Genomic DNA, 26,269 nt, shown 5'->3' with positions numbered 1-26,269 from the left:
TTCAAAAGGCAGCCTTCGGGCTGCCTTTTTTTGTTTTTTACTCACCAGTTTTTGCGCACGCTCAATCATATGCAGCTCCGCCACACACATTTGGTGCACCTTCTCCACGAAGCTTCCATATCAATGCTATGAGACGAGTCATCCCCAGCAGCCCCCCTCATCAACGACCTATACCAATGGATTTTCAATATGGAAGCCATTGAGAAAATCATACGGCATACACTTGGATTCGCTTGAGAATACAGGGAAAATTCCATCAATCACAATTTCCGACTCTGTTAACCTTTTGTTTTATATTGACATTTACCACCTGTTTTTTTCTCTGGACTCAGGACTAACCTAAAAGTATATTTCATCTTACCTGTAATATCGTTTTTGTTCCCATATAGGGTAATCAAAACACTTCTGGCGATGTGCCGGATTTCGAACAGCAAGAAGTTGTTCAGAGCTATCCAAGTAGGAGATGCGTCATGGCTCTTAATATTATTTCGAACTATGCTGCGAACGTAGCACACCGTAACCTTTCGGCCTCTGACACGATGGCAACACGCTCTCTGTCAAAGCTGTCGTCTGGTACGCGTGTTGTTTCCGCGCGCGATGACGCAGCCTCTATGGCAATCGGTGCCCGACTGAATGCAACGACCGAAGCTCTGAAAACCGCTTCTGTTAACGTTGGACAAGCCAATTCGATGTTGCAAATTGCTGACGGCGGCATGGCAACCATCGACAATATTCTTGTCCGTATGAAAACGCTTTCTGTTCAGGCCTCCTCGGGCAACCTTTCTGATACTGAACGCGGCTTCCTCAATGACGAATTTGTCCAGCTACGCGAAGAGATAGACCGCATAGCATCCTCAACGAACTTCAACGGCATTCAGCTGTTGGGGGACGGCGGTGATGTTGCTTTGGACTTCGCCGATCTCGATGCAGGCGGCACAGGTGCGGCACTCTCGGCGGTTAACGGTTTTGATGCCATTGCCATCACCGACAACAACTACTGGGCAACCGATACCAATACAGACATTACCGATAACAGCTTTACCGTTGATATCAACTATGCTGCTGGCGGGCAGGTAATCATGACCGTTGCTGCCACAGTTGATGGTGATAACCGGACCCAGTCGATTGATGTCAGTGACTATATCACTGGCGGAACCAAAGTAATGAGCGCAGGTGACAAGGATACACTGAGCTTCGACGAGCTCGGCCTGTCATTTTCGATCAACAGCAACTTCACTGCTTCTGTTGACTCAATCAACGCTGATGCGACTGGTGCATCCGACTTCGGTACCGATACCCAGTTCAATGGCGGCGCAACCAACAACTCGACGGCGAACACCGTTACGATGGCTGCGGACAATGGACAGGAGTTGCAGAGTTCCATCGAATTTCAGGTTGGGGGCGGCAACACCGCAAACGACCGCCTTTCAATCACCCTGAATGCAGTTGATTCTGATACACTCGGTGCCGGCGCACTGGGTACGCAGACTTCACTTCAGGATCTTGGTGCCAATGCCATCAGCACCGCAGCATCAGCACAATCTGCTGTTGAAGTCGTTACCCGTGCAATTGACGACTTGCAGCGTGCACGTGCTGCCGTGGGCACCTCGCAGAACCGTCTGGATTTTGCTGGTCAGAACCTTGCAACCACACAGGAAAACACTGAATCAGCGCGTTCTACCCTGCTTGATCTTGATGTTGCTGCCGAAATGACAGCGTTCACCTCCAAGCAGATCCTCGTCCAATCAGGCGTTGCGATGCTTGCACAGGCAAACCAGATGCCGCAGAATTTGCTGCGTCTGTTGCAGTAAGCAATTCAATTAACCTTGGGCATGTCCATGTTGGATTGCCTCTTTAATTCAACATGATGTCCTGCAATTGCAGGAAGACGGCTTGGGAGTTTGGAAAAATGGAAGTCGTAAACAATTACAGTTCACCAGGTTCTACGGGCAGCTATGCTACCCCGACCCCGAAGATTGAAAATACTGCGGCAAACAGCGCAGCAAGCACTGCGGTCGCTGCCGCCAGCAAGCCGTCTGCGGTTTCGCAGAAGCTTCAGGATGCTCTTGCAAACCTTGATCTACCCGATGTGGCAAACGGTTCTGCACGTGTCGAACTGAACTTCAATCAGGACACAGGTCGGGTCATAGCCAAAGTCACCGACCGTGTGAGCGGCGATGTTCTTCGCGAAATTCCGTCTAAAGAGTTGCAGCAGCTGTTTTCCCAGATGCGCGAATATCTGGGCAGCTTTGTGGACGAAGAAATTTAACGGGACGATCGGGCAGGCTTAGGCACGAATTTTGCTATTTCGTAGAATGTTATAGTCCGAAACTAGGTAAAATCGACCGAGCGGGCCCAAGGAGCTAAACCAATGAGCAGCTTGAATTTAAATAACATCTATGTTGGCGACAACGGTCGCGTCCAGTTGTCTGGCGGCTCGTCAAACATCGATTTCGTCGACACCGTCGACAAGATGATTGCTGCTCGTCGCATTCCTGCGGACAATCTCCAAAAACGTATCGAAGCAAACGACGAGAAGATCGCGGCTCTCAAGGAGCTGCAGACACTTGTCGGTACGCTTAAAGATTCGATGGCGAACCTTTACGGTGCGACCAGCTTCGATAACTCGAAGAACATCTTCGAGGCCAAACAGATTTTCGCCTCCTCGAACGGAAGCGAAGCCGGTACCCTTATGGGTGTTACGGCAACCAATGCTGCCGCGACCGGCAGCTACAAGTTCGAGATCGTCGACGTTGCAAGCAAACACAAGCTTTCAAGCGATACCCAGGCCGTTGCGGCAAGCGCAGATATCACCGGCGTCACTGGCACCGGCAGCTTTACCATCACTGGAGGCGCCGGAAACTCGACCATTACGGTTTCTGCTGGCGATACGCTTCAGGACATTCGCGACAAGATCAATAACGTCAAGGATAGTACCGGCGTACAGGCTTCTGTGGTCAAGGTATCTGATACCGAAAGCACGATCATCTTCACCTCGACCGAAGAGGGTGTGGATAACCGTATGTCGTTCAGTGACGATACCGGCTCTGTCCTTCAAAGCCTTGGTGTTCTGACCGATGCGACAACAATCAACGCGACCAACGTGATTGATGACGGCAATGATGCCAACATCATGCTTGATGGTATTTCTGTCACCCGCGGGTCGAACGAGTTTTCCGATCTGATCGATGGCCTGACCATCAGCCTCTATGATTCCGAACCTGGAACCGAAATCACCATCGAGATTGAGCAGGACCTGAATCAGGCGAAAACGGCAATCCTGGATTTCGTCGATGCCTATAACGCGGTTCAGACCTTTATCAACGAAAAAACCTTTGTCGATCCGACCACCGGTGAAGCGTCCGAAGATGCCATCCTTCTGGGTAATACGTCGGTTAAAAGCATTGAATCGGCCCTGCAGCAGATCGCCGGCTCATTCGCCAATGGCGTAACCGACCGCGCAGGTGAGGACGATTATTCGGTTCTGGCAGAAATTGGTCTGGACTTCGTCGCATATGGCTCTAACGAAGATCCACTTGTCAAAAAGACAATCCAGATTGATGAAGCAGCACTCAATGCTGCACTTCTGAACGAACCTGACGAAGTCATGGAACTGTTCCTGTTCCGCGGCAAATCGGATAACTCTGATGTGACCGTGACCGGCTTCAACAGCAGTACAAATGCTGCGACTTATGATTTCACTATCAATGCATCGGCTGGCTCGATTACCAGCGTGACCTATGACATCACCGTCGATGGTGTGACGACGACGGGCAAAAACGCCGTTGTATCGGGCAACAGTATCCGTACTGCCGATGGCCTGCGTCTGTTTTACGGTGGCGATGCGACTGCCAACGACACGGCCTCTGTTACAACTTCTGTTGGTATCGGGGCGCAGTTCTATTTTGAACTCGACTCAATTCTTGATGAAGAAAACGGTACACTTACCCAGGCAATTTCCGATCTTGAGACACAAAACACGTCTTATGACGAAAAAGTCGAACGCATTGATGATCGACTGTCACGGCAGAGAGAAGTCCTGATGGATCAGTTCATTGCGATGGAATCGGCCCTTGCACGTATGAAGAATATCCAGAGTTCTCTCGACGAATTGATGGCTGCAGGTAAAGATAGTAGTTAACTTTTCCATGCCATACATGCACACTAAGTAGACGTATCGCATACCAAGGAGTGTCGCATGAATGAACACGCCGCCCAAACATACAAGCACCAACAGGTAAATACAGCCTCACCAGCCAAGATGGTGTTCATGCTGTTTGAAAAGACCCTGTCGCGCTTGCAAGAGGCGAAAAACGCGATCGAGCGAAACGATATCCAGGGGCGCTGCAACGCCAATTGCAGCGCACAGGAATTGATCGCCCATCTTTCAAATACGCTGGATATGGAACAGGGTGGCGAAATTGCTGCCAATCTTGAGCGCATCTATGCGCATTGCCTGATCCGTTTGATGGATGTTGATCGGAAAAATGATCCGAAGGCCGCCGATGACGTTGCCCGGGTACTGACCCCGCTGCGTGATTCCTGGGCCGAGCTGGCCGAACGCAGCGAAGGTGAATTGCGTCAGGCAATCATGATTGCCCAGCAAGACCGCCCTGCTCCTGTTGCCGAGGCAAGCCAGACGACAACTTCTGAGGCTGAAAATGCTCCTGCACCGGCAAAAACCGGACTGTCCATTTCAGCCTAACCCCTGTCGGGCGCATTCGCCAAAACACCCCTCCTGTTCAAAGGCTCCTGCTTAAACGCGGGAGCCTTTTTGCTTGGAACAATCGCGCTTTCCTTTGCAACCACAGGATCATTTTTGCCCGGTTCCATAGGCGTGACATATCGCCAGAAGCTTCAAGCAATGGCACGTCACATCCTAACGCGCTGAAATCCTGTATAAATTATTAACGCGCAAAACTGGCCCGGCACTTGCAATTGTTCTGACACTGTTTCCAAAAGGACCAAGGTCATGAACAGCTCTGCGATTACAAACAGCATTATGCCGACTGTCTCCATTCCGGGCTCAACCGCCAGTGAAAGCGCGGGTTCCGGGTTTGGTGACGTCATGGCCTCAATTACAGAAAACTGGTCTGAGCGTAAAAATCAGACCAAGATTGACGCGGCAAAATCTGCCCAGAGCACTTGGGACGATCATCGCGCGGAAATGCGTTCAAATCGTAATACTGACGATACCGACACGCAGAGCTCTGCACGCAATGATGATCGCCACGATGATGAACCGCTCCGCGCGGATCGCAACAACCACGAGGATCATTTAGAGACTGATGATCCGAAGCCTGAAGACAAGCGCGATGTTGAAAATAGCAGCCGCGACACAGCCTCGTCGGACAACGACACACAGCATGTCGACAGCGAAAATTCCGCAGAAGAGGTAGCGACCGCCCCGGATGACGAAGCCGAATCTTTAGGCCAGCAAAAAGCGGCATCTTCCGATGATGAGCCAAGCGACGCCACCAACGCTCAGGCTGCACCGGGCATCATAACCCCGAACCAGCCTGCAGCAACCGTTCCACTGCCAGGATCCCAGCAAGCCATAGATCTTGCCAAAGCCAAAGCAGTGGCATCCCAGTCGATCGCGGGCACGAATGCTGCTCAGGACGGCGCAGCAGCAAATGGTCAGGCTAATCCCGGCATGGCGACGAATGGTGCTGCCGCTGACGGCACCACTGACGGCCTTATGAGCTCAACTGCACTATCTCAGCCTGCAACCGCATCTTCGGCAAAACTCGCCTTGAACGGTGCTGACGCAGCAACCGGGGATGACGCATCCGCTGACAAGTTCCTGTCACGCCTTGTTGATTCCATGAGTGGCGACGGCAAAGCCAAAACCGATGCATCGGGCGTTACCAATGCAACGGCCAACAGCCAGTCATCGAACGCAACGACAACACAAACGACTGCGACGGGTAACCCGGCACAAACTGCCCAGGCGGCACAACAAGCCATGGCCGCAGCAGCAAGTGCACAGAATATGCAAAATAATGCTGCCAGTACGGTTGCCAATGGCACAGTAACGGCAACTGGCGCAACCGATGCCACTCCGCAAGCTGGCACCGGTCAGCTTAATACCACCAACAACCTGCACCAGACCAACACCAGTGGACATACGGCACAGACGGCCCGCCATGCCCCTGCACAACAGGTCCAGCAGCAAGTTGCGGTTTCCATCAAAAACGCCGCCAGTGACGGCGTTGACAAGATTTCTGTCCAGCTGCGCCCGGAACATCTCGGGCGCGTGGATGTAAAATTGGAGATCGGCCACGATGGCCGTATCCAGGGCGTCATTCAGGCAGATACACGTGAGACACTGGACATGTTGCGCCAGGACTCACGTGCATTGCAGCAGGCTCTTAAGGATGCCGGCCTGAATGCAGACAGTCAGAGCTTCACCTTTGAACACAGAGATCAAGGTGGGCAAGGTCAGGAAGGCCAAAGCCAATCTCGGGTAATCGCCGATCAGGGCAGCAGCCCTGACGAAGGCGACATCCTGAGCGGAGCCGAACTCGCCGAACATGTTGGCATTGGCTATGGGATTAATCCCAATGGTCTTGTCGATATTCGGATTTAGAAAGGTAAAGGGAAAATCCCATGGCCATTTCATCCCTGACCAACGTTGGTCTTGCCGGGTCAAATAACAACGCCGCGTCCAGCAGTTCGGCCAGTCAGCTTGCGCAGAACTTTGATACGTTCCTGACGCTTCTGACCACCCAGCTCAAGAACCAGGACCCGACGTCGCCGATGGAAAGTGACAAATTCACTGACCAGCTGAGCCAGTTCGCCCAGGTTGAACAGGGCATTCAGAGCAACAAGAACCTTGAAGACCTGATTGCCATGCAAAGCCAGCAGCGTCAGCTGTCTGCACTTTCGTATGTCGGTGCAGAAATCGAAGCTGTTGGTGATACCAACTGGCTCGAAGAAGGTGGCGAGCTCAAATACAAATACAACGTTTCGCCCGAAGTTCCGCGTCTGCAACTGCAGATTCAGGACCAGGAAGGCAAAACGATCTATTCCGAAGAACTCACCGACGTTTCCGGTCTCCAGTCCTTCACCTGGGATGGCAAGAACAACAGCGGTGTTGAACAGGGTGAAGGAGCCTACACCCTGGTTGTCAAACCGATGGCCGCAAATGGTGACACCTTCAAAACAGACAAAGGCAAACCTGCCTCTGTCGCGATTGGCATCATCGGCTCTGTCGATAGTGTCGATATCGATGATCGCGATATTTATCTCCGTATTGGCGATGTTTCTGTACCGTTCTCGACCCTCACCAACGTGAAACTGGGCGCGAGCGGAACCGATACCACCGATGGCGGAAATGATTCCGGAAGTGACGTACAGGACGAAGCAGCCTGAGGGCTTTCTTCCGATTTTGATCAACACCCTGTAAGTGCAGGAGAAGAAAAATGAGCCTTTTTGGTGCAATGATTTCCGGTGTTTCCGGCCTGAACGCGCAGTCTCAGAACCTGGGCGTCATTTCGGACAACATCTCGAACCTTAACACGATCGGTTACAAGGGAACCATCGGTCGCTTCTCGACCCTGGTGACTGAGTCCGCATCTAACACCCGCTATACACCCGGTGGTGTGCTGTTCCATCCGACGGCGCTGATCAGCAAGCAGGGCTTGCTTCAGGCAACCTCGTCCACCACGGCAGCAGCAATTTCCGGTGATGGCTTCTTCATCGTCCGCGACAATGCGAACCCGGGCACGAACGACGAGTTGTTCTTTACCCGTGCCGGTGACTTCAAGCCCGATGACGATGGTTACCTGCGCAACACTGCGGGATATTATGTTCAGGGTTGGGCGACCGACCGAGAAGGTACCCTTCTTGACGCAAACGGTAACACAACCACGTCAAACAGCTCGGCTGTGACCGACCTTCAGGTTCTCGATATCAACTCGATCCTGACGGCGGCGGCATCGACAACCTCGATTGAGTTCGGCGCAAACCTGAATGCCGATGAAACCGCTGTGACCGGTGGCACCGCCACCTCGACCACAACCGGCATTGACTATGACACCACCGACCTGACCACGCTTGCCGGTATCAACAACGGTGACCAGTTCTCGATTACCCATAACGGTACGACAACAACTATCACAATCAATACCGGTGACACCCTTGAAGATCTGGCCTCGGCTATCAGTGCGGTCACGGGCATCAACGCCACCACAACAACGACCGGCACCAACGATACATTGACTCTCACCGCTGCATTTGCCGATCAGGGTGTGACCTTTGCCAACGTGACAGGTACGCCTTTCAGTGCAACCGGTATCACCGTTCCAGGTGTTCCGGGCACTCTTGCACCAACCTATGTCGCTGGTAACCTTGCCACAGGAACCGTTGCCGAAGACAATACCATGCCGGTCACCATTTATGACTCTCTTGGTTCGGCGCACACCGTCAACCTGCAGGTTGTCAAACTTGGTCAGAACCGCTGGGGCTTTGAGCTGACAGGTAACACCACCACGGGAGAACTTGACGCAACGGATCACCCGAATGGCCTGATCCAGGCTGGTATCGTCACCTTTGATGGTTCAGGTAACCTTCAGACCTTCACCGGTGTTGCTGCAACCATTGGCGCTGTAACCGTTGGTACGACCGGCAACCTCGCTAATACAAATATCTCGGCAGAATGGACGAATGGCTCAGATGACAGCTCCTTCACTCTTGATTTCGGGACAATCGGTCTTGGCAACGGCATAACGCAGTTTGCGGCCGGTGCGGATGCCAACGGCAACCTTGTTAACTATACCACCCACTTCATCAACCAGAACGGCGCACAGGCCGGCACCATGGTGAACTATGCCCTGACCGAGGAAGGCTTCCTGCAGGTCGAGTTCGCAAACGGTGTAAAGCGTCCGGTCTACAAACTGGCCATCGCAACGTTCGAAGCACCTGATGAAATGGAAAACCACACTGGTAACGTTTATCGTCAGACCCGTGAATCGGGTGACTATCTGCTGCGCGAACCGGGCCTGAACGGTGCGGGTAACGTTGTGGCATCTGCCCTTGAAGGCTCGAACGTCGATCTAGGTGAAGAATTCACCAACATGATCGTGACCCAGCGTGCCTACTCGGCGAACACCAAAACGATTACCACCACCGATGAAATGCTCGACGAGCTGATCCGGATCAAACGGTAATTGACTTCTGTTGCAGGGCTTTAGCCGGTCCTGCAACGTTCTGCGTTTACAGGGACTCGCCCGGCACTTGTGCCGGGCTTCTTTTTGGCGCATTGACTCACTACATTAAACGCAGGCCAACTTGGTTAACAAAGATACAAATGACTCAAATCGCTAGTGAAATTGAAACAGACAACTGGGCAAAAATTGCCGGTTGTTAACCTGTTCTTCAGCATGGAGAACTATTCGTTGTTGATGCTGGTCGGATTCCGTACGGAGCGACCTGCATCGGGGACAGTGGTTTAAATTGGTTTCGGAGCAGTCGAAAGTGGGCGGCTTGTTACAGACACTCAAGAGTCTTGGACCTACGCGCCTGATGGCCATCAGCGGCGTGGGTGTGTTGCTGCTTGTGTTCTTTGCCTTCCTGATATTGCGTGTTTCTGCCCCGAACATGGAACTGTTGTATCGTGATCTTTCTCCTGCAGATGCCAGCCAGATCGTAAACCGCCTCGAAGACCAGCAGGTGCAATATCAGCTTCTCAATGGCGGCACCGAAATTCTGGTCCCGTCTGATCAGGTCAACCGCATGCGTCTTTCCATGGCCGAAAGCGGCCTGCCGGCTGGCGGCTCGGTTGGTTATGAAGTTTTTGACAATTCCGATGGTTTTGGCGCGACCAGCTTCGAACAGAACATCAATCATGTTCGTGCTCTTGAAGGCGAACTGGCCCGAACCATTGCTTCAATTCAAGCCATTCAGCAGGCTCGTGTTCACCTTGTACTGCCGAAACGCCAGATGTTTTCGCGTGAAACACAGGAAGCCAGCGCCTCGATTGCAGTCAAAATGGCCGGTGGCGAACTTAAACCCGAACAGGTTGTCGCCATTCAGCACCTTGTTGCTGCCGCTGTTCCCCAACTTCAACCTGGCAAGGTTTCGATCATTGACGAACGTGGTCGCCTGCTGGCCCGAGGGGATGGCGAACAGCAATCATCGACCTTCCTGACCCAGACGGCCGATGAAATGCGCATTCGTACCGAAAGCCGCCTGCGCAATACCATCGAAGATTTGCTGTCACGTTCGCTTGGTTACGGTGAAGTCCGCGCTGAAGTAGCCGTTGAAATGAACTTCAACAAGGTCACGACTGCGGATGAACGCTTCAATCCTGATGAACGTGTCGTACGTTCCAGCCAGACCATTGAAGAAAACTCGACCAATTCCGAGACCGAAGGCACCGATCCTGTTACCCTGCAAAACAATCTGCCCGATCCGAATCTCGGCAATCCAAACGGTGCCGGGGCACAAAGCCAGGAAAGCCGTTCCGAAGAAACGGTTAACTACGAAATTTCCAAAACCACGACCACACAGGTCAAGGAAATTGGCGAGATTTCACGCGTAACGGTAGCAGTTCTGGTCGACGGTACTTACACAACCGATGAAAACGGTGAACGCCAGTATCAGGAACGCTCGCCCGAAGATCTGGAAAAGATCGCCGCCCTCGTTCGCAGCGCGATCGGCTATGATCCGCAGCGCAGTGATCAGGTTGAAGTGATTAACATGCAGTTTGCCGATGCTGGCGATCTGTTCCCGGATGAAGAAATTGAAACCTTCCTCGGGCTCGATAAGGCCGAAATCTTCCGCATCGCCGAGATGCTGGTACTGGCCATCGTCGCAATTCTGGTCATCCTGTTGGTGGTTCGCCCGCTTCTGACCCGTGCTTTCGAAACGCTGCCAAGTGCCGCAGATATGGCACAACGTCAGCTTCTTGCCGATGATATGACGGCCGAGGGCACACCGGCACTTGAAGGCCCCGCACCGGTCCCGATGGCACCGGGCATGGATGACGGCGAGGAACTGATCAACCTGTCGCAGGTTGAAGGTCGTGTTAAGGCATCCTCGGTCAAGAAAATCGGCGAGATCGTGGAAAAGCATCCGGAAGAAGCTCTCTCGATCATTCGCAACTGGCTGTATCAGGAGAATTAACGCTCCGATCAGCCGTCGGCTCACTGGCAGCCCTGTGGCTGCCTTCCTTTTGTCGCACAAGGCAGTTTAACGGTTTGATATGACGGCCATTGAAAAGTTCACCTTTGCTCTTAGCTTCGATGACGCAGACAATGTTATTCGCTCTGCGGGCGATAGCGATGAGCATTACGAACTCGGCAAGAAGAAGAAAAAGAAAAAAGACGACACACCGCCTCCGCCTCCTGCTGTCTATACTGAAGAACAGGCAGCCCAGATGGTGGCCGAAGCCGAACAAAAAGCCCATGCACAGGGCCTTGCCGAAGGTCACGCCCAAGGCCTTGAACAAGGGTATCAGGAAGTCATGGCGTCGGTTGAAAAAGCCATTGGTGATGTTGAATCCGTCATTGCCGAGAAGTTGGGCCAGATCGACGAGCAGCAAAAACGCGCCAATGCCAAAATCAACGAAGATGCAATCCATGTCGCACTTGGCGTCATCCGCAAACTGGCCCCGGCTTGGTCCAAGAAATATAATCTGGTCGAAATCGAAGACATTGTCCGTCAGTGTCTGGCCAATCTGTTTGACGCCCCCAAAGTCATGATCAAGGTCAATCCGGATCTCGCCAAACAACTGGCCGATGTTACCCAGCGCATTGCAGAATCGCGCGGGTTCTCGGGTAAGGTTGTTGTCGTGGCCGAGCCGGATGTGGCGGTTGGTGATTGTGCGGTTTCCTGGGGTGATGGCACCGCTGTGCGCGACAGTGCACGCCTCTGGTCGGAAATCAACGGCATTGTCGAAACGGCCCTTGCCCTGCATGCCAGTGAACATGGATTGCCGAAAAGCGATATGGGCGATCCCAAAGTTCAGGAAACACCTGCGCCAGCCAAGCCCGCTGCAACGACACAAACTGATCCCACCCCACCTCAGCCAGCTCATTCCCGGGCACAGGGCGCGTCACAGGCCCCGATGCAACCAGCACAGCAGCCGGCACCACAGGCACCACAGCAACCGTCTGTTGCGTCAGGACCGGCAACACCCACCACAAGTCAGGCACCTCGGGACGTTGTATCGAATGGCGCAGGGGCCCCTCAGCAGCGACCAGCCCAGACACAACAGGCACCGGATGCCGGACAGGTCCAGCCCCCGGCACAGCGTCCGGTCCAAAATGCGCCAACACCATCCGCCGGTACTACACCCCCAAATCCCCAGCAGCGGTCCCCGGCTCCCGGGACCGGTAATGCAGTTGGCGATGGCACCGACGCACGGAATGTGCAAACATCGACAAATGATGCAATGCCAAAACCTGACAACGCACTGGAAAACCCGGCAAATCAGGCAAAAGCATCTGCCCAGAATACACAACAGGCAACAGGACGGACAGGCGACGTAAGAACGGATGCAAAACCTCAGGAGACCGGGTCTGCTGGTACCGCTTCCCTCACGCCAAGTGCAGCAGCCGCTGGCGTTTCGGGGCAACAACAGCCAGCAACACCATCACCGGGACCACAACCAGCATCCGCGGTATCGCAGGGACTGAACCAACAGACCGCGAATGCCGCAAATGGAACGACCGCGCCCCCGACCGATGCCGAAAAGATGGCTGCTGTGAAGCAACCAACCAAAGACGCAGGAGACGAAAATGGCTGATGATGACGATCTTGAACTTTCGGAACTCGACGATGATCACATCGAACTAGAGGGCGAAGGGACAGAACTTCTTGCCGCTGCCGAAGCTGGCAGCGAACAGATGAAGACGTCAAAGGACCTAGAAGCCGTCTATGACATTCCCGTCCAGGTTTCCGCAGTCCTTGGCAAAGCAACCATGCAGGTCAGCCAATTGCTGAAACTTGGTCGTGGAGCTGTCGTAGAGCTTGACCGCAAAGTTGGGGAAGCTATTGATATCTATGTGAACAACCGTCTGGTCGCACGTGGCGAAGTGGTGGTTGTCGAAGACCGTCTTGGGGTGACCATGACGGAAATCATCAAATCAGAGAAAAGCTAACGTAAGAGAGGATTTGCGACTATGGCCGAAGGGGGGACTAAAACGTCGTTTGACATTGCGACAGTCGGGGGACTGATCATCGGCTTTGCGTTGGTGATTGCTGCTATTATCTTTGGCGGCTCGCCAGGCGCGTTTATCGATATCCCCTCTGTCCTCATTGTTATCGGCGGTACGGCGGCAATTACGGCCGTCAGCTTTGCAATGGGCGAGTTCCTTGGTTCGGGCAAGGTTCTGATGCGCACGATTTTCCATAAATCGCGCAACCCGGCAGACGCGGCACTGCAAATCCTGCAACTGGCAGAAATCGCCCGTAAAGGTGGTGTCCTTTCACTTCAGGGGCATCTCGACAGCCTGCAAAGTGAAGAATATCTGTGGAAAGGCCTGTCTCTGGTCGTTGATGGTACACCGGCCGAAGAAGTCGAAGCGATCATGCGCAAAGACATGAACGCTACCATTGGTCGCCACCAGAAAGGTGCCAATATCTTGAAAAAGGCTGGTGATGTTGCTCCGGCAATGGGGCTGATCGGTACACTGATCGGTCTGGTGCAGATGCTTGGCAACCTTGATGATCCGTCATCGATTGGTCCGTCTATGGCTGTCGCACTTCTGACCACCTTCTATGGTGCGGTTCTGGCCAACATGGTGTTCATGCCGCTTGCCGGTAAACTTGAACGCAACTCAAGCGACGAAGAACTTCTGAATTCTGTCTATATGGTCGGCGCTGTTTCCATCGGTCGTCAGGAAAACCCGCGCCGTCTGGAAATGCTGATCAACTCGATCCTGCCGCCGTCAAAACGCGTCAGCTATTTCGATTGATCTGAAACGTGAATACGCAAGGCCCTGATGACCGGTAATTCATCCGGTCACCGGGGCCAACTGGAACTGATCGGAAAGAGATGAGACTATGCAGGTACTGATCGTTGGTGGACTGGGCGGACAGATAGGCGCAGCCAGCAAGATCGCTATGGCGCGCGGCGCTTCGGTCCAGTTGGCCGAAAGCGTAACAACTGCGCTTAATATCCTGCGTGCCGGCAACCGGATCGATCTGGTGATGGCAGACATCGCACTGGATGTCGCTGCCCTGATTGATGCCATGGTACAGGAACGTATCATTGTGCCGGTGGTTGCATGTGGTATCGGTAACGATGTCAATGGTGCAGTCAATGCGATCAAGGCAGGCGCCCAAGAATTCATCCCGTTGCCGCCGGAAGCCGATCTGATCGCAGCAATCTTTGAAGCGGTCACCGAAGAGAGCCACGCGCTGATCCATCGTGATGCGCGCATGGCCGAAACCTTGCGTCTGGCAGCACAGGTCGCCAACAGTTCCGCATCCATCCTGATCACCGGCGAGAGCGGTACGGGTAAGGAAATCATTTCGCGCTATGTCCATCGCAAGTCCAACCGCTCGGACAAGCCCTTTGTTGCTGTGAACTGCGCAGCGATCCCCGACAATCTTCTTGAATCCGAACTTTTCGGACACGAAAAAGGTGCCTTTACCGGTGCACAGGCCAGACGTATCGGCAAGTTTGAAGAAGCCAATGGCGGGACATTGCTGCTTGATGAAATCAGCGAAATGGATGTCCGCCTTCAGGCCAAGCTTTTGCGAGCGATTCAGGAAAAGGAGATCGATCGTCTGGGTGGCAAAAGCCCGGTCAAGGTCGATGTTCGCATTCTGGCGACCTCGAACCGCAATCTTGAGGCCGAAGTCAATGCCGGTAATTTCCGTGAGGATTTGTATTTCCGCCTGAATGTCGTCAATCTCGACATCCCGTCGCTGCGCGAACGCCCCGACGATATTCCGGTTCTGGCCGAGTTCTTTGTCAAGAAATACTCCGAAGCCAATGATGTTCCGGTCCGCCCGATCAGCCCGCTTGCGATTACCCGTCTGCTTTCACATCACTGGCGCGGCAACGTGCGTGAACTTGAAAATACCATGCACCGCGCTGTTCTGATTGCCGGTCCTGACGAAATCGGCCCGGAAGCCATCATGTTGTCGGGTTCTGCAAGCAGCGAACCTGCCCGCGCCCCGGCACCGCAGGCCCCCAGCCCTGCCCCGGTTGCACCGATGTCATCGGCCTCGGCACGGGCAAGCTCAGCCTATGCCAGTGCAAATGCCGCCTATGGTGCTGCTTCATCGGCTTATCAGTCCGGTGCCCCGGCAGCCCAGCCGCCAGTCCAACACGAACCTTTGGAACCCTCCGCAGACGAGGTTGATCCGGGTGCGCACGAGGACACGGCATCCGATAGCACCAAAGGCAATGACGGTTCGATAACCGCAGCACTTGTCGGACGCACAGTCGCCGATGTAGAGCGCGATCTGATCATTGACACCCTTAAGCATTGCTTTGGCAACCGTACCCATGCCGCCAACATTCTGGGCATTTCGATCCGCACATTGCGCAACAAGTTGCGTCAATATACCGACGAAGGTCTGGCTGTTCCGGCACCAGGTGACGGCCAGGACTGAACATGACATCTTGTCGCTGGCGCCCCATATCAATGGGAAACAACAAAAAGCGCAAACGGCACAAAGCAACCAACAGGATAACAAGCAAACACCATGGCCGAAGGTCAAGAAATCACACCGACCGGATCTGGCGGCTCTGATGGCCCCGGTGGCGGTGCGTCCGGCGGCATAAATTTCGGCGCATTGCAGGCCCGTGTGGCTTCTGCGATGAAGCGTGGCGACATTGCGATGGCGCTTGGCTTCATCATGATTCTTGTCGTCATGATGTTCCCGATGCCGCCATGGTTGCTGGACTTCATGCTGGCTCTGTCGATCAGTTTCTCTGTACTGATCCTGATGACGTCCCTGTTCATTCAAAAACCTCTGGAATTCAACTCGTTCCCGACGATCCTGCTGGTGGCGACATCGCTCAGGCTTGCGTTGAACATCGCGACCACCCGTCTGATTCTGGGCCATGGTCACGAAGGCACGCATGCAGCGGGCGCAGTGATCGAGGCGTTTGGCAGCTTCCTGATTTCCGGCAACTTCGTAATCGGGATCATTGTTTTTGCCATCCTTGTCATCATCAACTTTGTGGTTATCACCAAGGGTTCCGGCCGTATCGCCGAAGTTGCGGCGCGCTTCACCCTTGATGCAATGCCCGGCAAGCAGATGGCAATCGATGCCGATCTGTCATCGGGCCTGATCAACGAGGAACAGGCCAAGGCCCGCCGTAAGGAACTTGAAGATGAAAGTTCCTTCTTCGGGTCCATGGATGGTGCGTCCAAGTTCGTTCGCGGAGACGCAGTTGCCGGTATTCTGATTACCTTCATCAACGTGATTGGCGGGATCATCATTGGTACCGCGCAGATGGGATTGTCGCTTGCAGAGGCCACTGAAACCTATACGATCCTGACCGTTGGTGACGGTCTGGTGTCGCAGATTCCGGCTCTGATCGTATCGACTGCGGCGGGTCTTCTGGTCACCAAGGGTGGCCTTGATGGCGCGACAGAGAAAGCCGTCTTTGGTCAGGTCAGCAACTATCCTGCGGCCCTCGGTGTTGCAGCAGCCCTGATGGCCGGGATGTCGCTTCTGCCCGGTATTCCGATGATCTGGTTCCTGGGACTTGCGATCGGACTTGGGTATCTCGCCTATTACATGGGCAAGCGCCAGAAAGACGCCATCACCCAGAAGGAAATGAAAGAAACCCAGGCCGCAGCAGATGCCGCTGGCCCGCCGCCCGAAGAACCCATCGCCAATGCCCTGCGCATGGACTATGTGCGTCTTGAACTGGGTTACGGACTGCTATCGCTGATCAGCACCGAACGCGGTCAGAAGCTGACCGATCAGATCAAGGCCCTGCGTCGTCAGCTTGCCGGTGATATGGGCTTTGTCATGCCGTCTGTCCGAATTCAGGACAATATGCAGCTCCCGGCAAATACCTATGTTCTGCGCGTCAAGGAGATCGAGGCAGGTCGAGGCGATCTGCGCCCGAACATGTTGCTGGTAATGGACCCGAGGGGCGAGGAAATCACCCTGTCGGGCGAAAAGACGATGGAACCGACCTTTAACCTTCCGGCCATGTGGATCGAACAGGGCATGAAGGAAGAGGCCATGTTCCGTGGCTATACGGTCGTTGATCCGCAAACCGTGATCACCACGCACATCACCGAAGTGATCAAGGATCACATGCCCGAACTGCTGTCCTATGCGGAAACGCAAAAGCTGCTTGATGAACTTGATGACGATCAGAAGAAACTGGTCGAAGACATCGTACCGGGTCAGGTTTCGGTTGGCGGCGTTCAGCGCGTTCTTCAGAATCTGTTGACCGAACGCGTATCCATCCGCGACCTGCCGACCATTCTTGAAGGCATTGCTGAATCCACCGCCTTTACCCGCAATCCGACTTTCATGACCGAGCATGTGCGTTCGCGCCTTGCCCGTCAGTTGTCGGATGTGAACACCAATCAGGATGGCGTCATTCCGCTGGTGACCATGTCCCCGCAATGGGAACAGATTTTTGCCGAAAGCCTTGTTGGCTCAGGCGAGGAAAAGCAGCTTTCCATTCCGCCAAGCCAGCTTCAGGAATTCATCAACAAGGTGCGCACGACCTTTGAACGCCTTGGCATGATGGGCGAGTCTCCGGTTCTTCTGACAAGCCCGGGTATTCGTCCTTATGTGCGTTCCATCGTTGAACGTTTCCGTCCGAGCACGGTGGTGATGTCGCAAAACGAAATTCACCCCAAGGCACAACTCAAAACACTGGGGCAGATCTGATGACGGATACATGCAGAAACCCCGTGTTGCGGTCAATTCTTGCAGGGAGGAGATGAATGCGTCTTAAGACCTTTACCGCTCCGACCATGACCGAAGCCATGGCGCTTGTAAAAGAGCATATGGGTGCCGACGCCATCATTGTATCGACACAGGATATCCCCGGAAGCGGCGTGCGCCTGACGGCTGCCCTTGATCGCGACCCGGACTACGAGACAGAAATCACTCACACCCCGACCTTGCAGGAACAGCTTGATACTGCAGAGGCGGCATTGACCCGGCACAATTTGCCTGAACGGTTGCGTATCCGTCTGTGCGACATCATGGCACGCGAAACGGCTGCTTCATCTGCACAGCAATTACTGGCCGGGGCTCTGGACGAGATTTTTGATTTCTCGCCCTTGCCCGAAAAAAACACGCCACGTGCATTGGCCTTTGTCGGCCCGCCCGGTTCGGGCAAGACGCTTGCCGTTGCCAAGACAGCCGCACGTGCGGTGATGAAAAAGCGTAAAGTTGCCGTTCTTTCAACCGATTACAAACGTGCGGGCGGGATCGCCCAGCTTGAAGCCTTTACCCGTATTCTCAAGGTCAACCTGCTTCAGGCGAAATCACCCGAAGAGTTGAAATCGCGCTTTACCGATGTTCGGACCGCGGATGTCATCCTGATCGATACTGCAAGCTGCAATCCCTATCTTGAAACCGAGATTGGCACGCTTTGTGAATTCATGAAGGCAATACCGAGTGAACCCATTCTGGTAAACCCGGCGGGAATTGATGCTTATGAATCGGCCGATATTGCCAATGCGTTTGCCGATGGTGGTGCAACACGTGTCATGATTTCACGTCTTGATGTTGCCGCCCGCCTTGGCGGTGCGTTATACGGGGCGGATTCAGGAAATCTTTCCCTTTGTAATGTCAGTATGACAGCCCAGGTTGCGGACGGACTGACCGCATTAAGTCCCCTTGCCCTGGCAAAGCTTCTGATACCGTCCCATCGCGCTGATACCGCGAAACCGAGCTTCTCCGAGGTCATGAAATGACTACCAAGTCTGATGCTGCATCCAAATCTGCCCCGCGTACCAGAGGCCGCAATATTATTGCGGTCGCGTCTGGTAAAGGTGGCGTGGGCAAGACCTGGTTTTCCATTACCCTGACCCATGCGATGGTTCTCGAAGGTCACAAGGCACTTCTCTTTGATGGTGATCTGGGCCTTGCCAATATCGACATTCAGCTTGGCCTGATGCCCAAGCACGATCTGGGGGGCGTCATTGCCGGGCGCATCAGCCTGAAGAACGCCATCACTCCGTTCCCCGATGGCGGGTTCGATATCATTGCCGGGCGTAGTGGATCGGGCAGCCTTGCCAATCTTCCGGCAACCCGTTTGCAGGCACTTTCTGACGATCTTATTCAGACCGGGAAATCCTATGACAAGGTGCTGATTGATCTTGGTGCCGGTGTTGATCAGGGCGTGCGTCAGATGACCAGTCTTGCCAATACGGTGATTGTCATTACCAATGGCGACCCGACGTCACTGACCGATGCCTATGCCTTTATCAAGGTTACCCATATGGCCCGCCCGAAAACCGATATCCGGGTGGTGATCAACATGGCCAAGGATAAAAAAGAAGGTCAGGCGATCTATAACAAGCTTCTTAAGGCGTGCGAGGGTTTCCTCAAGATTTCGCCTCCTTTGCTTGGCGTTATCCGGGCGGATGCACGTGTATCTGAATGCATCCGTAACCAGACTCCTCTTTTGACCCGTCATCCCAATTGCGATGCCGCCCACGACATAGAGGCCATCGCCCAGATCATTCTCGAGGAGTAATCCTGTCATGACGATCCCGCCACAGCCTATATCGCCCGGAAACGCGGTCGGTGGAGAGGCCTCCTCGGCGGGCGGCACAACAGGACAACCTTCACAGGGATCGGTCCCGGCGCAGGTAACCGCAACCGTTACCAACGCCACTTCGCCACAGGTCGCAGCGGCACTGGCAAAGCTTCCGGTGGAAACCCTGTTACAGGCATCCATCCAGTCCCAGTCGGGAAATCAGCTTACCCTTGCCACTGCTCTCGGGCAGGTTACGGTCAAGCTGCCAACACAGTTGCCAACCAGTCTGGGTGATCTGATCTGGGCGCGCTTGCCGACATCCAATGCCGCGACACAATCTTCCGGGGCGGGCAGCCCTGCCGATGCCCTGCGTTTGCAACTTTTGCCACAAACGCTGACGTCGGGTGCATCCGGCGCAGGTGGTAGTCTTGCTGCCGGCAATATCGGGGCAACCACCCTTACCCCCGGTCAGACCTTCAATGCGGTTACCACCACCATCCTCACCATGCCAAATGGCACACAGTTACCAGCAGGCAGCCAGACACAGGTCATTTTTCTCGGTCAGGGCACCGTCACCGCACAGCAGGCCAGCAACGTCCTGAACGCAGCAACAGGGGCGCCTGGCAGCGTTCCGGGGGGTGCTGGTCCGACTGCCGGTATCACACCGACAATCGCCGCCCAGACAACGGCCGGACAACCTGCGCCAACATTGCTTCTGACCGGCACGGTTCTGCCGCCTGACAGTGCAGAAGCCCGTATGTTGCCACAGGGCTATACGGCCCTTCGGACCTCAGCCGGTATTGTCGGGATCAAATTGCCGGTTCCCGCGCCGACGGGCGCCACCCTGTCCTTTAGCGTCAATGCCACTGCCAGTGGCCGGGTTGCGCCAACCGGCATGCCAATGACCGAGGCCGAGCTGATTGCGCGCGGCCACAATGCAGCACTTACCCATGACTGGGACAGTTTGCAAAAGGCCGTCTCTGCCTTGCAGCAACATGATCCGGGTGCGGCGATGACGCTTTTGAACAATCTGCCTCAACCCGGTCCCAAACTGACCACGGCGATGATGTTCTTCTTTGCTGCCATGACTGGACAACGCGGAAGTCTGCGTGGCTGGATCGGTGATCGGGCTGCCAACAGCCTGTCGTCACTTTCTGATGCGGATGGCGGCGGCCTGAAACGGCTGGAGGGCGACTTTGGCCAGTTACGTGCAATGGCCGCAGACGAACGCCCGGATGGCTGGCGTGTGATGGCCATGCCATTCAATATGGGCGGCAAGGTCGAGCAGCTGCAACTGGGCTGGCGCCACGGAGATCGGGACAATGATCCCGACAAAAAGGATGATCAGGGCACACGCTTTCTGCTTGATTTGTCCTTTAGCGGTGTGGGTCATACCCAGCTTGACGGACTGGTCAAAGGAGAAGACAGCAAGTTTGACCTGATCATTCGCACGGAAAATCCGCTGCAATCCCATAATCGCGATGATATTCGCGGGATTTTCCGCGAAGCATTGCAGATTTCCGGCTACAAGGGGCATATCCAGTTTCAGGATGGATCACGCTTTGTCCAGATTGCCCCGCCGGGCCACCGTAGCGGCCCCAATTCCCATCATGGAATTGAAGCATAATTCAGAACAAGCTTATGAAATGAATGCTTTTCCTGCCTGTGACAGAGGCGTATCGTGAATGATCCAGAAACATCAAACCGGTTAAACGTCATGCTTGAAATCTATCAACGTCGAAACCTGATCCTGACCGAGGTAAATCCCGGCCCGCAGGTTGATTACGTCGTGACGTTGCAAAGCAACCTGACCGGTGTTGAAAATGTCTTTCCGGCCCGCATGACCTTGCGCTATGTGCCCGACCGGCTGATCCTGAAAACGGACTCACTGGCCGATTATTATGCCGAAATCAAAAGCATCCCGTTCGAAAGCTTTGAAGCGGCTGCCGTGCTTCTGATGGATGATTTCAACAACGAGCTTGTCCCGCGCTGGATCAGCCTGCGTCTGGACAAGCAAACGGCTGACAATGATCAGGTGTTCCATCACGAAACCGCGCTTGAAGACCGTCAGCCGAAATGGGGCAACCCCCGTCTTCTTGATCGTCTGGAAAGATATTAGGCCCGATCTCAAAGAACCCCTTCATTCCGGTTAGCGGAACGGATTTCCGTGCACCCATTGGGTCAGGGAATAGCGAAGGCCCGCTGTGGTCGGGGCCACACGGTGCAGAACAAAGCTTGGAAAGAATATCGCCGTTCCGCGTTCCATCGGTGCGTCAATGAAATGTCCCGCCGGATTAAGCTGCAACTGCCCGCCTTCATACTGATCGGGTTCGGAAAGCTGGATCACCATGGTCAGTTTGCGACGGCGTGCGACTTCGGATGCACCGACGTCACTGTGCCAGTCATAATGACCGCGCAAGTCCCCGGCATAACACGCAATCTGGGCATCCTCGGCAAAGTCGGTCAGGCCAAAATCAAACACGTTGCGGTTAACATCGGCGACAAGATCAACGATCCGTCGTGAAACGACCGGTTCCTGTTCCTCGTTAAACCATGTGATTTTTGAGCGGCGAATATGGGTTGCCGTTTGCCCCTGAACCAGACCGCCTTCATCCATTTCATGGGCAAAACCATTGATCAGGCGATCACAGGTTGCCGCATCAAGCGCATTGGGGACGACAGCATACATTTCTTCCGGGAACATTGACGACACTCTCCATGCCGCACGGGCCTTTTGATTTAATGTCTCAGACCCAAGACCATTCTTTGCGGTAATCTGCTATAGGGCCAAATAATCCGCAATGCCAGCAAATTTGAACCCGCCGGACATGACATAGTTCATAACCAACTATGCAAGATTGATCACCCGTCCGCCTGCTGCAATCCCGTCCTCGGGATCGTGGGTCACCATCAGGGTCGGCAAGCCGTTCTTGCGACACAGGTTAAACACAAATGACCTGATCTGGCCACGCAGGTCACTATCAAGTTTTGAGAACGGTTCATCTAGCAACAGCGCACAGGGCTCTGACAACAAGACCCGCATCAACGCGATCCGGGCGCGTTGTCCACCCGAAAGTGTCGCCGGATCGCGATCGGCAAACCCGTCAAGGTCGGCACTCCTCAATGCTTCCTCAACACGCGCCCGCCGGTTTGCCTTCCCCCGTACATTGGTTGACAAGGCAAAGGCAAGGTTGCCGCCAACCGAAAGATGGGGAAACAGCAAATCATCCTGAAACAGGATACCGACATGTCGATCCTGCGGCGCTTTCCCATCAAGGCTTTGTCCATCAAGGATCACTTGCCCGGCAACCTTGAACTGATCGGGCAAGGTGCCGCAAATATGGCCAAGCAAGCTTGATTTCCCCGACCCGCTTGGCCCCATAAGGGTCACGATTTCGCCCGGTTCGATCACAAGGTCGACCGCAACCAGTTCCCGTCCGTCAAGGCCGATCCGCACATCACGAAGTTCCAGACCTGTTTTGATACCTGATGGCATCCCTTATCCCCTGTTATGCGCACTCATGCCCCGCCGATGGCGGAACAAAATGGCCGGTATCAGTAATGCACAGGCAAATCCGGCAAATGGCAAGACCATCTGCAACAAGCCGTAAATCCCGATCATCCGCCGATCCCCGCCAGATGCAAGTGCCACCGCCTCGGTCGTAACTGTTGCAAAACGTCCCGCACCGATCAGAAGGGTTGGCAAATATTGTCCGACGGTTACCGCCAGTCCAACCGCCATGGCAGTCAGGATAGCACGGGTCAAAAGGGGCAACCGAACCTTCCAGAACACCCCGCTTGGCGATGCGCCAAGACACAGTGCCGTCTGGCCATATCTGGGATCAAGCGCCCGGAATGGATCGGATAATGACAGAAACACATAGGGCAGAACAAACACCAGATGAGCAAGCACCACCGATATCAAGGTGCGCTCCAGCCCGATCAGGGTAAAGAATACCTGCAAACCGAACATGAAGCTGATCTGGGGGACCAGTAGGGGCAAATAAATCAGCCACATCACACCACGACCGGGTTTGTGTGCCTGACGCACTTCGTTTTCAAGACACCCCAGAACCAGTGCGACCGCTATAATGACTGTCGGGACGGCAATCAGCAAGGTGGTGCCAAGGCTGCTGCCAATCGCGTCATATTCGCGTTGCCACAGACGCAAGCTGAAACTGCGCGGTAAAATTTCGGGAAAACCCCAGAACCCTGCGACACTCCAGATCAACAGAATAACAAGACCCAGAATGATTGCTCCTGTGGCAAGGATCGCCAGCACTGCCGAACCATGCCGCGCGCCTTGGTCCCGTTTGAAGCGTTGCCCGTTCTCGGCCCAATGACGCCCTATCACCCCGATGATTTTTTCCCCGGTCATCCAGATGACCATGGCCATCAGGACAATGATCAATTGCAGGATTGCAGCACTTGACGCCATGAACCGCAAGGCGAGATCAGGATCGGACAACCATCCCAATATACGCACCGCAAGCGGCGCTGGCGTTGTCGGACCCAGAATGATCGCAACATCGACAACCGATGTCGAATAGGCAAGCACGGCCAGAACCGGCAAGCGTATCTGGGGATAAATGCGCGGCAATGTCGCCTTGAACCATCCGGCAATCCTGCCATAACCCAATGTGGCGGTTATCCGGGCGGTGCGTTCCGTATCGGCCTGCGGCAAGGCGGCCAGCGTCATGAGGAACAGAAACGGGATTTCCTTGGCAACCAGTCCGGCAATCATGGCAAGCCCCAATGGGTCATGAATGATCGCCAGATCAGGGGGCCGGTCCCATCCGGAAAACTGGGCCACAAGTCGGGCAATCCAGCCCGAAGGTGCAATCAGGAATGCCAGACCAAATGCCGCCGCAGCATGGGGTACCGAAAGAATCGGTGACAATATGCGCTGCATGACCCGAAAGATACGCGTGCCCTGCCATGCTGCACAGAACAGCACGACAATCGCAACCGAGACAAAGCTTGCGATCAGGCCATTGACCAGCGACAGACGCACCGAATGCCAAAGACCGGGTTGTTCAAACAACGTCACCCACGGGTCAAGCCCGGGCCCGGTTCCGCCAAGAGCTGGCAATATCCCGAAGGCAGGTAACAAAGTGCCAATCAGCCCGGCGGAAACCGGGCCGATCATAAAGGCGATCGTTATAATGGGGACAAATCGCAACATGCGCGATTATTGCACCACGCCGTAATGTTTCTGCCATTCGGTTTCGACCAGTTCCATCCAGCTCGGATGGGGCTCGGGTAAAACCGTGCCGCGTTCGGCCGGTGACAGGGATGCGATGCCAAGATCAAGATTGGCAAAGGCGTCTTGCATATCCTTGGGCAGTTTATCCATCGCAAGAACGGTATCCGCCCCCCAATATTGCGGATCCTGTTTGCGCAGCTGTGCTTCGGGCGACATCAGGAAATCGGCCAGAACAACCGCACCGGCCTTGGCCGAGGCATTATACGGAATGGCAACAAAATTGGTGTTCCCCAAGGTCCCGCTATCAAACACATAGGACCGCACGGTATCGGGAAGCTCCATGGCTTCGATAGCCGATGATACCTCGCCCGAACTGAATGAAAACGCGATATCGACCTCGTTATCGCCAAGCAAGGTCCGCATCGCCGCACCATTTTGCGGATAGGCCTGCCCGTTGCGCCACAAAAGCGGCTGCAAATCTTCAAGATAGCCCCAAAGCGGCGCAAGAACCGCCTGTGCATCCACCTCGTCTGCGGGCTGCTGCAAGACTTTCGGGTCCTTGACCAATTCGGTCAGAATTTGTTTGAGGAAGGTCGACCCCATATAGTTTGGTGGTTGCGGATAGGTAAAGCGCCCCGGATGTTTCACAAGCCATTCCAGTAGCGTCTGTGCCGATTTCGGCACGCTATCGAGCTTGGCGGTATCGTAATAGAAACTGACCTGTGCCATCCCCCACGGGGCTTCCAGACCGTCGGTCGGGACCGTAAAATCATTCACCACCGTCGGTTTGCCTTCGACATCGACATAGTCGAAATTCGGCGTGTCCTCGACCCACGGACCAAACAGCAAATCATTGCGTTTCATCGCAGCAAAGTTTTCACCGTTAATCCAGATCATATCAACTGCCCCGCCATCATTCACACCGGCGGTTTTTTCCGACAGAACCTTGGTCACGGCATCAGCGGTATCGGTCAGCTTGACCTGAATGACCTTGACCCCGTACCGTTCAAGAACCTGATTGCCTGCCCAGGCAATATAATCATTGATGCGCGGCTCTCCGCCCCAAGCGTGCCAGTAAACGGTCTGACCACGTGCCTGATCAAGAACCGACTGCCAGTTGCCGACATCGGGTGCGGGATCGGCATATGCCGACATGGATAGCGATGCGGTTGCAATGCCCGTTGCAAGGGCCAGCGCAGAGACAAAAGCACGCATTCTTAAGCGCATGTCGGACAATCCTTTTTACCTGACGACCTGTTTACATTGCCCACTTCACTAAGGGATGATGAAGGCAGCTGTCTGATTTTATTGATGGCATTGTTTTAAGCGCCCGATGAGTAAAATCAATTCACGCTTGCGTTAGAACGTCGTGCCTTACACTTTATCAGTTGATAAAGGATTGTCGG

General features: G+C 54.4%; 21 protein-coding genes. 17 read left to right on the top strand and 4 right to left on the bottom strand.

Features of this window, described 5'->3' with window-relative positions:
- Positions 1 to 470 precede the first annotated feature (470 nt).
- The 17 genes from TH30_RS15750 (at position 471) to TH30_RS15670 (ending at position 21,776) form a co-directional block, all read left to right on the top strand.
- Positions 471 to 1,811: a flagellin N-terminal helical domain-containing protein gene (locus tag TH30_RS15750; RefSeq protein WP_114099035.1), complete on the top strand. Its 1,341-nt coding sequence runs from the start codon at positions 471 to 473 to the stop codon at positions 1,809 to 1,811.
- 98 nt (positions 1,812 to 1,909) lie between these two features.
- Positions 1,910 to 2,269 carry a flagellar protein FlaG gene (locus tag TH30_RS15745; RefSeq protein WP_181850329.1) on the top strand — a complete coding sequence of 120 codons (360 nt, stop codon included), beginning with the start codon at positions 1,910 to 1,912 and terminating at the stop codon, positions 2,267 to 2,269.
- Between the two features lie 102 nt (positions 2,270 to 2,371).
- Entirely contained in the window at positions 2,372 to 4,141 is a 1,770-nt protein-coding gene (fliD, locus tag TH30_RS15740; RefSeq protein ID WP_114099033.1) for a flagellar filament capping protein FliD, read from the top strand.
- Positions 4,142 to 4,198: 57 nt separating this feature from the next.
- Positions 4,199 to 4,705, top strand: a complete 507-nt coding sequence (fliS, locus tag TH30_RS15735; RefSeq protein WP_114099032.1) for a flagellar export chaperone FliS — start codon at positions 4,199 to 4,201, stop codon at positions 4,703 to 4,705.
- Positions 4,706 to 4,972: 267 nt separating this feature from the next.
- Positions 4,973 to 6,592: a flagellar hook-length control protein FliK gene (locus tag TH30_RS15730; protein ID WP_114099031.1), complete on the top strand. Its 1,620-nt coding sequence runs from the start codon at positions 4,973 to 4,975 to the stop codon at positions 6,590 to 6,592.
- A gap of 20 nt (positions 6,593 to 6,612) precedes the next feature.
- Positions 6,613 to 7,377, top strand: a complete 765-nt coding sequence (locus TH30_RS15725) for a flagellar hook assembly protein FlgD (protein WP_114099030.1) — start codon at positions 6,613 to 6,615, stop codon at positions 7,375 to 7,377.
- Between the two features lie 50 nt (positions 7,378 to 7,427).
- Positions 7,428 to 9,173 carry a flagellar hook protein FlgE gene (locus tag TH30_RS15720; protein WP_114099029.1) on the top strand — a complete coding sequence of 582 codons (1,746 nt, stop codon included), beginning with the start codon at positions 7,428 to 7,430 and terminating at the stop codon, positions 9,171 to 9,173.
- Positions 9,174 to 9,528: 355 nt separating this feature from the next.
- Positions 9,529 to 11,130: a flagellar basal-body MS-ring/collar protein FliF gene (gene fliF, locus TH30_RS15715; protein ID WP_258548751.1), complete on the top strand. Its 1,602-nt coding sequence runs from the start codon at positions 9,529 to 9,531 to the stop codon at positions 11,128 to 11,130.
- A 79-nt stretch (positions 11,131 to 11,209) separates the two neighbouring features.
- Positions 11,210 to 12,754 carry a FliH/SctL family protein gene (locus tag TH30_RS15710; RefSeq protein WP_114099027.1) on the top strand — a complete coding sequence of 515 codons (1,545 nt, stop codon included), beginning with the start codon at positions 11,210 to 11,212 and terminating at the stop codon, positions 12,752 to 12,754.
- Positions 12,747 to 13,109: a flagellar motor switch protein FliN gene (fliN, locus tag TH30_RS15705; protein ID WP_044827611.1), complete on the top strand. Its 363-nt coding sequence runs from the start codon at positions 12,747 to 12,749 to the stop codon at positions 13,107 to 13,109. Before TH30_RS15710 ends, fliN begins: the two co-directional genes overlap by 8 nt.
- 21 nt (positions 13,110 to 13,130) lie before the next feature.
- Positions 13,131 to 13,925, top strand: a complete 795-nt coding sequence (locus TH30_RS15700; protein ID WP_114099026.1) for a motility protein A — start codon at positions 13,131 to 13,133, stop codon at positions 13,923 to 13,925.
- A gap of 88 nt (positions 13,926 to 14,013) precedes the next feature.
- Positions 14,014 to 15,576 carry a sigma-54-dependent transcriptional regulator gene (locus tag TH30_RS15695; RefSeq protein ID WP_114099025.1) on the top strand — a complete coding sequence of 521 codons (1,563 nt, stop codon included), beginning with the start codon at positions 14,014 to 14,016 and terminating at the stop codon, positions 15,574 to 15,576.
- Between the two features lie 93 nt (positions 15,577 to 15,669).
- Positions 15,670 to 17,832, top strand: coding sequence for a flagellar biosynthesis protein FlhA (flhA, locus tag TH30_RS15690; protein WP_114099024.1), 2,163 nt, complete (start codon positions 15,670 to 15,672; stop codon positions 17,830 to 17,832).
- A 56-nt stretch (positions 17,833 to 17,888) separates the two neighbouring features.
- Complete coding sequence (locus tag TH30_RS15685; protein ID WP_114099023.1) at positions 17,889 to 18,869, top strand: flagellar biosynthesis protein FlhF; 981 nt, start codon at positions 17,889 to 17,891, stop codon at positions 18,867 to 18,869.
- Positions 18,866 to 19,654, top strand: a complete 789-nt coding sequence (locus TH30_RS15680; protein ID WP_114099022.1) for a MinD/ParA family protein — start codon at positions 18,866 to 18,868, stop codon at positions 19,652 to 19,654. The genes TH30_RS15685 and TH30_RS15680 overlap by 4 nt, the downstream gene beginning before the upstream one ends.
- 7 nt (positions 19,655 to 19,661) lie before the next feature.
- On the top strand, positions 19,662 to 21,284 hold the full coding sequence (locus TH30_RS15675) for a hypothetical protein (RefSeq protein WP_114099021.1): 1,623 nt from the start codon (positions 19,662 to 19,664) through the stop codon (positions 21,282 to 21,284).
- Between the two features lie 54 nt (positions 21,285 to 21,338).
- Positions 21,339 to 21,776 carry a hypothetical protein gene (locus TH30_RS15670; protein WP_258548750.1) on the top strand — a complete coding sequence of 146 codons (438 nt, stop codon included), beginning with the start codon at positions 21,339 to 21,341 and terminating at the stop codon, positions 21,774 to 21,776.
- Positions 21,777 to 21,806: 30 nt separating this feature from the next.
- Here TH30_RS15670 and TH30_RS15665 read toward each other — a convergent pair whose 3' ends face one another.
- The 4 genes from TH30_RS15665 to TH30_RS15650 all read right to left on the bottom strand — a co-directional run bounded on the left by TH30_RS15665 (position 21,807) and on the right by TH30_RS15650 (position 26,090).
- Positions 21,807 to 22,361, bottom strand: coding sequence for a prolyl hydroxylase family protein (locus tag TH30_RS15665; protein WP_114099019.1), 555 nt, complete (start codon positions 22,359 to 22,361; stop codon positions 21,807 to 21,809).
- Between the two features lie 144 nt (positions 22,362 to 22,505).
- Positions 22,506 to 23,153 (bottom strand): ATP-binding cassette domain-containing protein, encoded by a 648-nt coding sequence (locus TH30_RS15660; protein ID WP_114099018.1) that lies wholly within the window; start codon positions 23,151 to 23,153, stop codon positions 22,506 to 22,508.
- A 3-nt stretch (positions 23,154 to 23,156) separates the two neighbouring features.
- A complete protein-coding gene (locus TH30_RS15655) occupies positions 23,157 to 24,806 on the bottom strand; it encodes an ABC transporter permease (RefSeq protein ID WP_258548749.1) in 1,650 nt (549 codons plus the stop codon).
- 42 nt (positions 24,807 to 24,848) lie between these two features.
- On the bottom strand, positions 24,849 to 26,090 hold the full coding sequence (locus TH30_RS15650) for an ABC transporter substrate-binding protein (protein WP_114099016.1): 1,242 nt from the start codon (positions 26,088 to 26,090) through the stop codon (positions 24,849 to 24,851).
- Positions 26,091 to 26,269 lie beyond the last annotated feature (179 nt).

Source organism: Thalassospira profundimaris (assembly GCF_003326795.1).
In the GTDB taxonomy this organism is placed as follows: Bacteria; Pseudomonadota; Alphaproteobacteria; order Rhodospirillales; family Thalassospiraceae; genus Thalassospira; species Thalassospira profundimaris_C.
The sequence above is the reverse complement of the archived record's forward strand: the minus strand, read 5'-3'. Positions and strand labels throughout refer to the sequence as shown.

What these genes read in the sequence shown, in the direction of transcription:
- fliF (WP_258548751.1), top strand. Translation starts at nt 9,529, where the DNA reads ATGGCCATCAGCGGCGTGGGTGTGTTGCTGCTTGTGTTCTTTGCCTTC.
- fliN (WP_044827611.1), top strand. Translation starts at nt 12,747, where the DNA reads ATGGCTGATGATGACGATCTTGAACTTTCGGAACTCGACGATGATCAC.
- flhA (WP_114099024.1), top strand. Translation starts at nt 15,670, where the DNA reads ATGGCCGAAGGTCAAGAAATCACACCGACCGGATCTGGCGGCTCTGAT.
- TH30_RS15700 (WP_114099026.1), top strand. Translation starts at nt 13,131, where the DNA reads ATGGCCGAAGGGGGGACTAAAACGTCGTTTGACATTGCGACAGTCGGG.
- TH30_RS15675 (WP_114099021.1), top strand. Translation starts at nt 19,662, where the DNA reads ATGACGATCCCGCCACAGCCTATATCGCCCGGAAACGCGGTCGGTGGA.
- TH30_RS15730 (WP_114099031.1), top strand. Translation starts at nt 4,973, where the DNA reads ATGAACAGCTCTGCGATTACAAACAGCATTATGCCGACTGTCTCCATT.
- TH30_RS15750 (WP_114099035.1), top strand. Translation starts at nt 471, where the DNA reads ATGGCTCTTAATATTATTTCGAACTATGCTGCGAACGTAGCACACCGT.
- TH30_RS15745 (WP_181850329.1), top strand. Translation starts at nt 1,910, where the DNA reads ATGGAAGTCGTAAACAATTACAGTTCACCAGGTTCTACGGGCAGCTAT.
- TH30_RS15695 (WP_114099025.1), top strand. Translation starts at nt 14,014, where the DNA reads ATGCAGGTACTGATCGTTGGTGGACTGGGCGGACAGATAGGCGCAGCC.
- fliD (WP_114099033.1), top strand. Translation starts at nt 2,372, where the DNA reads ATGAGCAGCTTGAATTTAAATAACATCTATGTTGGCGACAACGGTCGC.
- TH30_RS15710 (WP_114099027.1), top strand. Translation starts at nt 11,210, where the DNA reads ATGACGGCCATTGAAAAGTTCACCTTTGCTCTTAGCTTCGATGACGCA.
- TH30_RS15660 (WP_114099018.1), bottom strand. Translation starts at nt 23,153, where the DNA reads ATGCCATCAGGTATCAAAACAGGTCTGGAACTTCGTGATGTGCGGATC.
- TH30_RS15655 (WP_258548749.1), bottom strand. Translation starts at nt 24,806, where the DNA reads ATGATCGGCCCGGTTTCCGCCGGGCTGATTGGCACTTTGTTACCTGCC.
- TH30_RS15665 (WP_114099019.1), bottom strand. Translation starts at nt 22,361, where the DNA reads ATGTTCCCGGAAGAAATGTATGCTGTCGTCCCCAATGCGCTTGATGCG.
- TH30_RS15680 (WP_114099022.1), top strand. Translation starts at nt 18,866, where the DNA reads ATGACTACCAAGTCTGATGCTGCATCCAAATCTGCCCCGCGTACCAGA.
- TH30_RS15720 (WP_114099029.1), top strand. Translation starts at nt 7,428, where the DNA reads ATGAGCCTTTTTGGTGCAATGATTTCCGGTGTTTCCGGCCTGAACGCG.
- fliS (WP_114099032.1), top strand. Translation starts at nt 4,199, where the DNA reads ATGAATGAACACGCCGCCCAAACATACAAGCACCAACAGGTAAATACA.
- TH30_RS15650 (WP_114099016.1), bottom strand. Translation starts at nt 26,090, where the DNA reads ATGCGCTTAAGAATGCGTGCTTTTGTCTCTGCGCTGGCCCTTGCAACG.
- TH30_RS15725 (WP_114099030.1), top strand. Translation starts at nt 6,613, where the DNA reads ATGGCCATTTCATCCCTGACCAACGTTGGTCTTGCCGGGTCAAATAAC.
- TH30_RS15685 (WP_114099023.1), top strand. Translation starts at nt 17,889, where the DNA reads ATGCGTCTTAAGACCTTTACCGCTCCGACCATGACCGAAGCCATGGCG.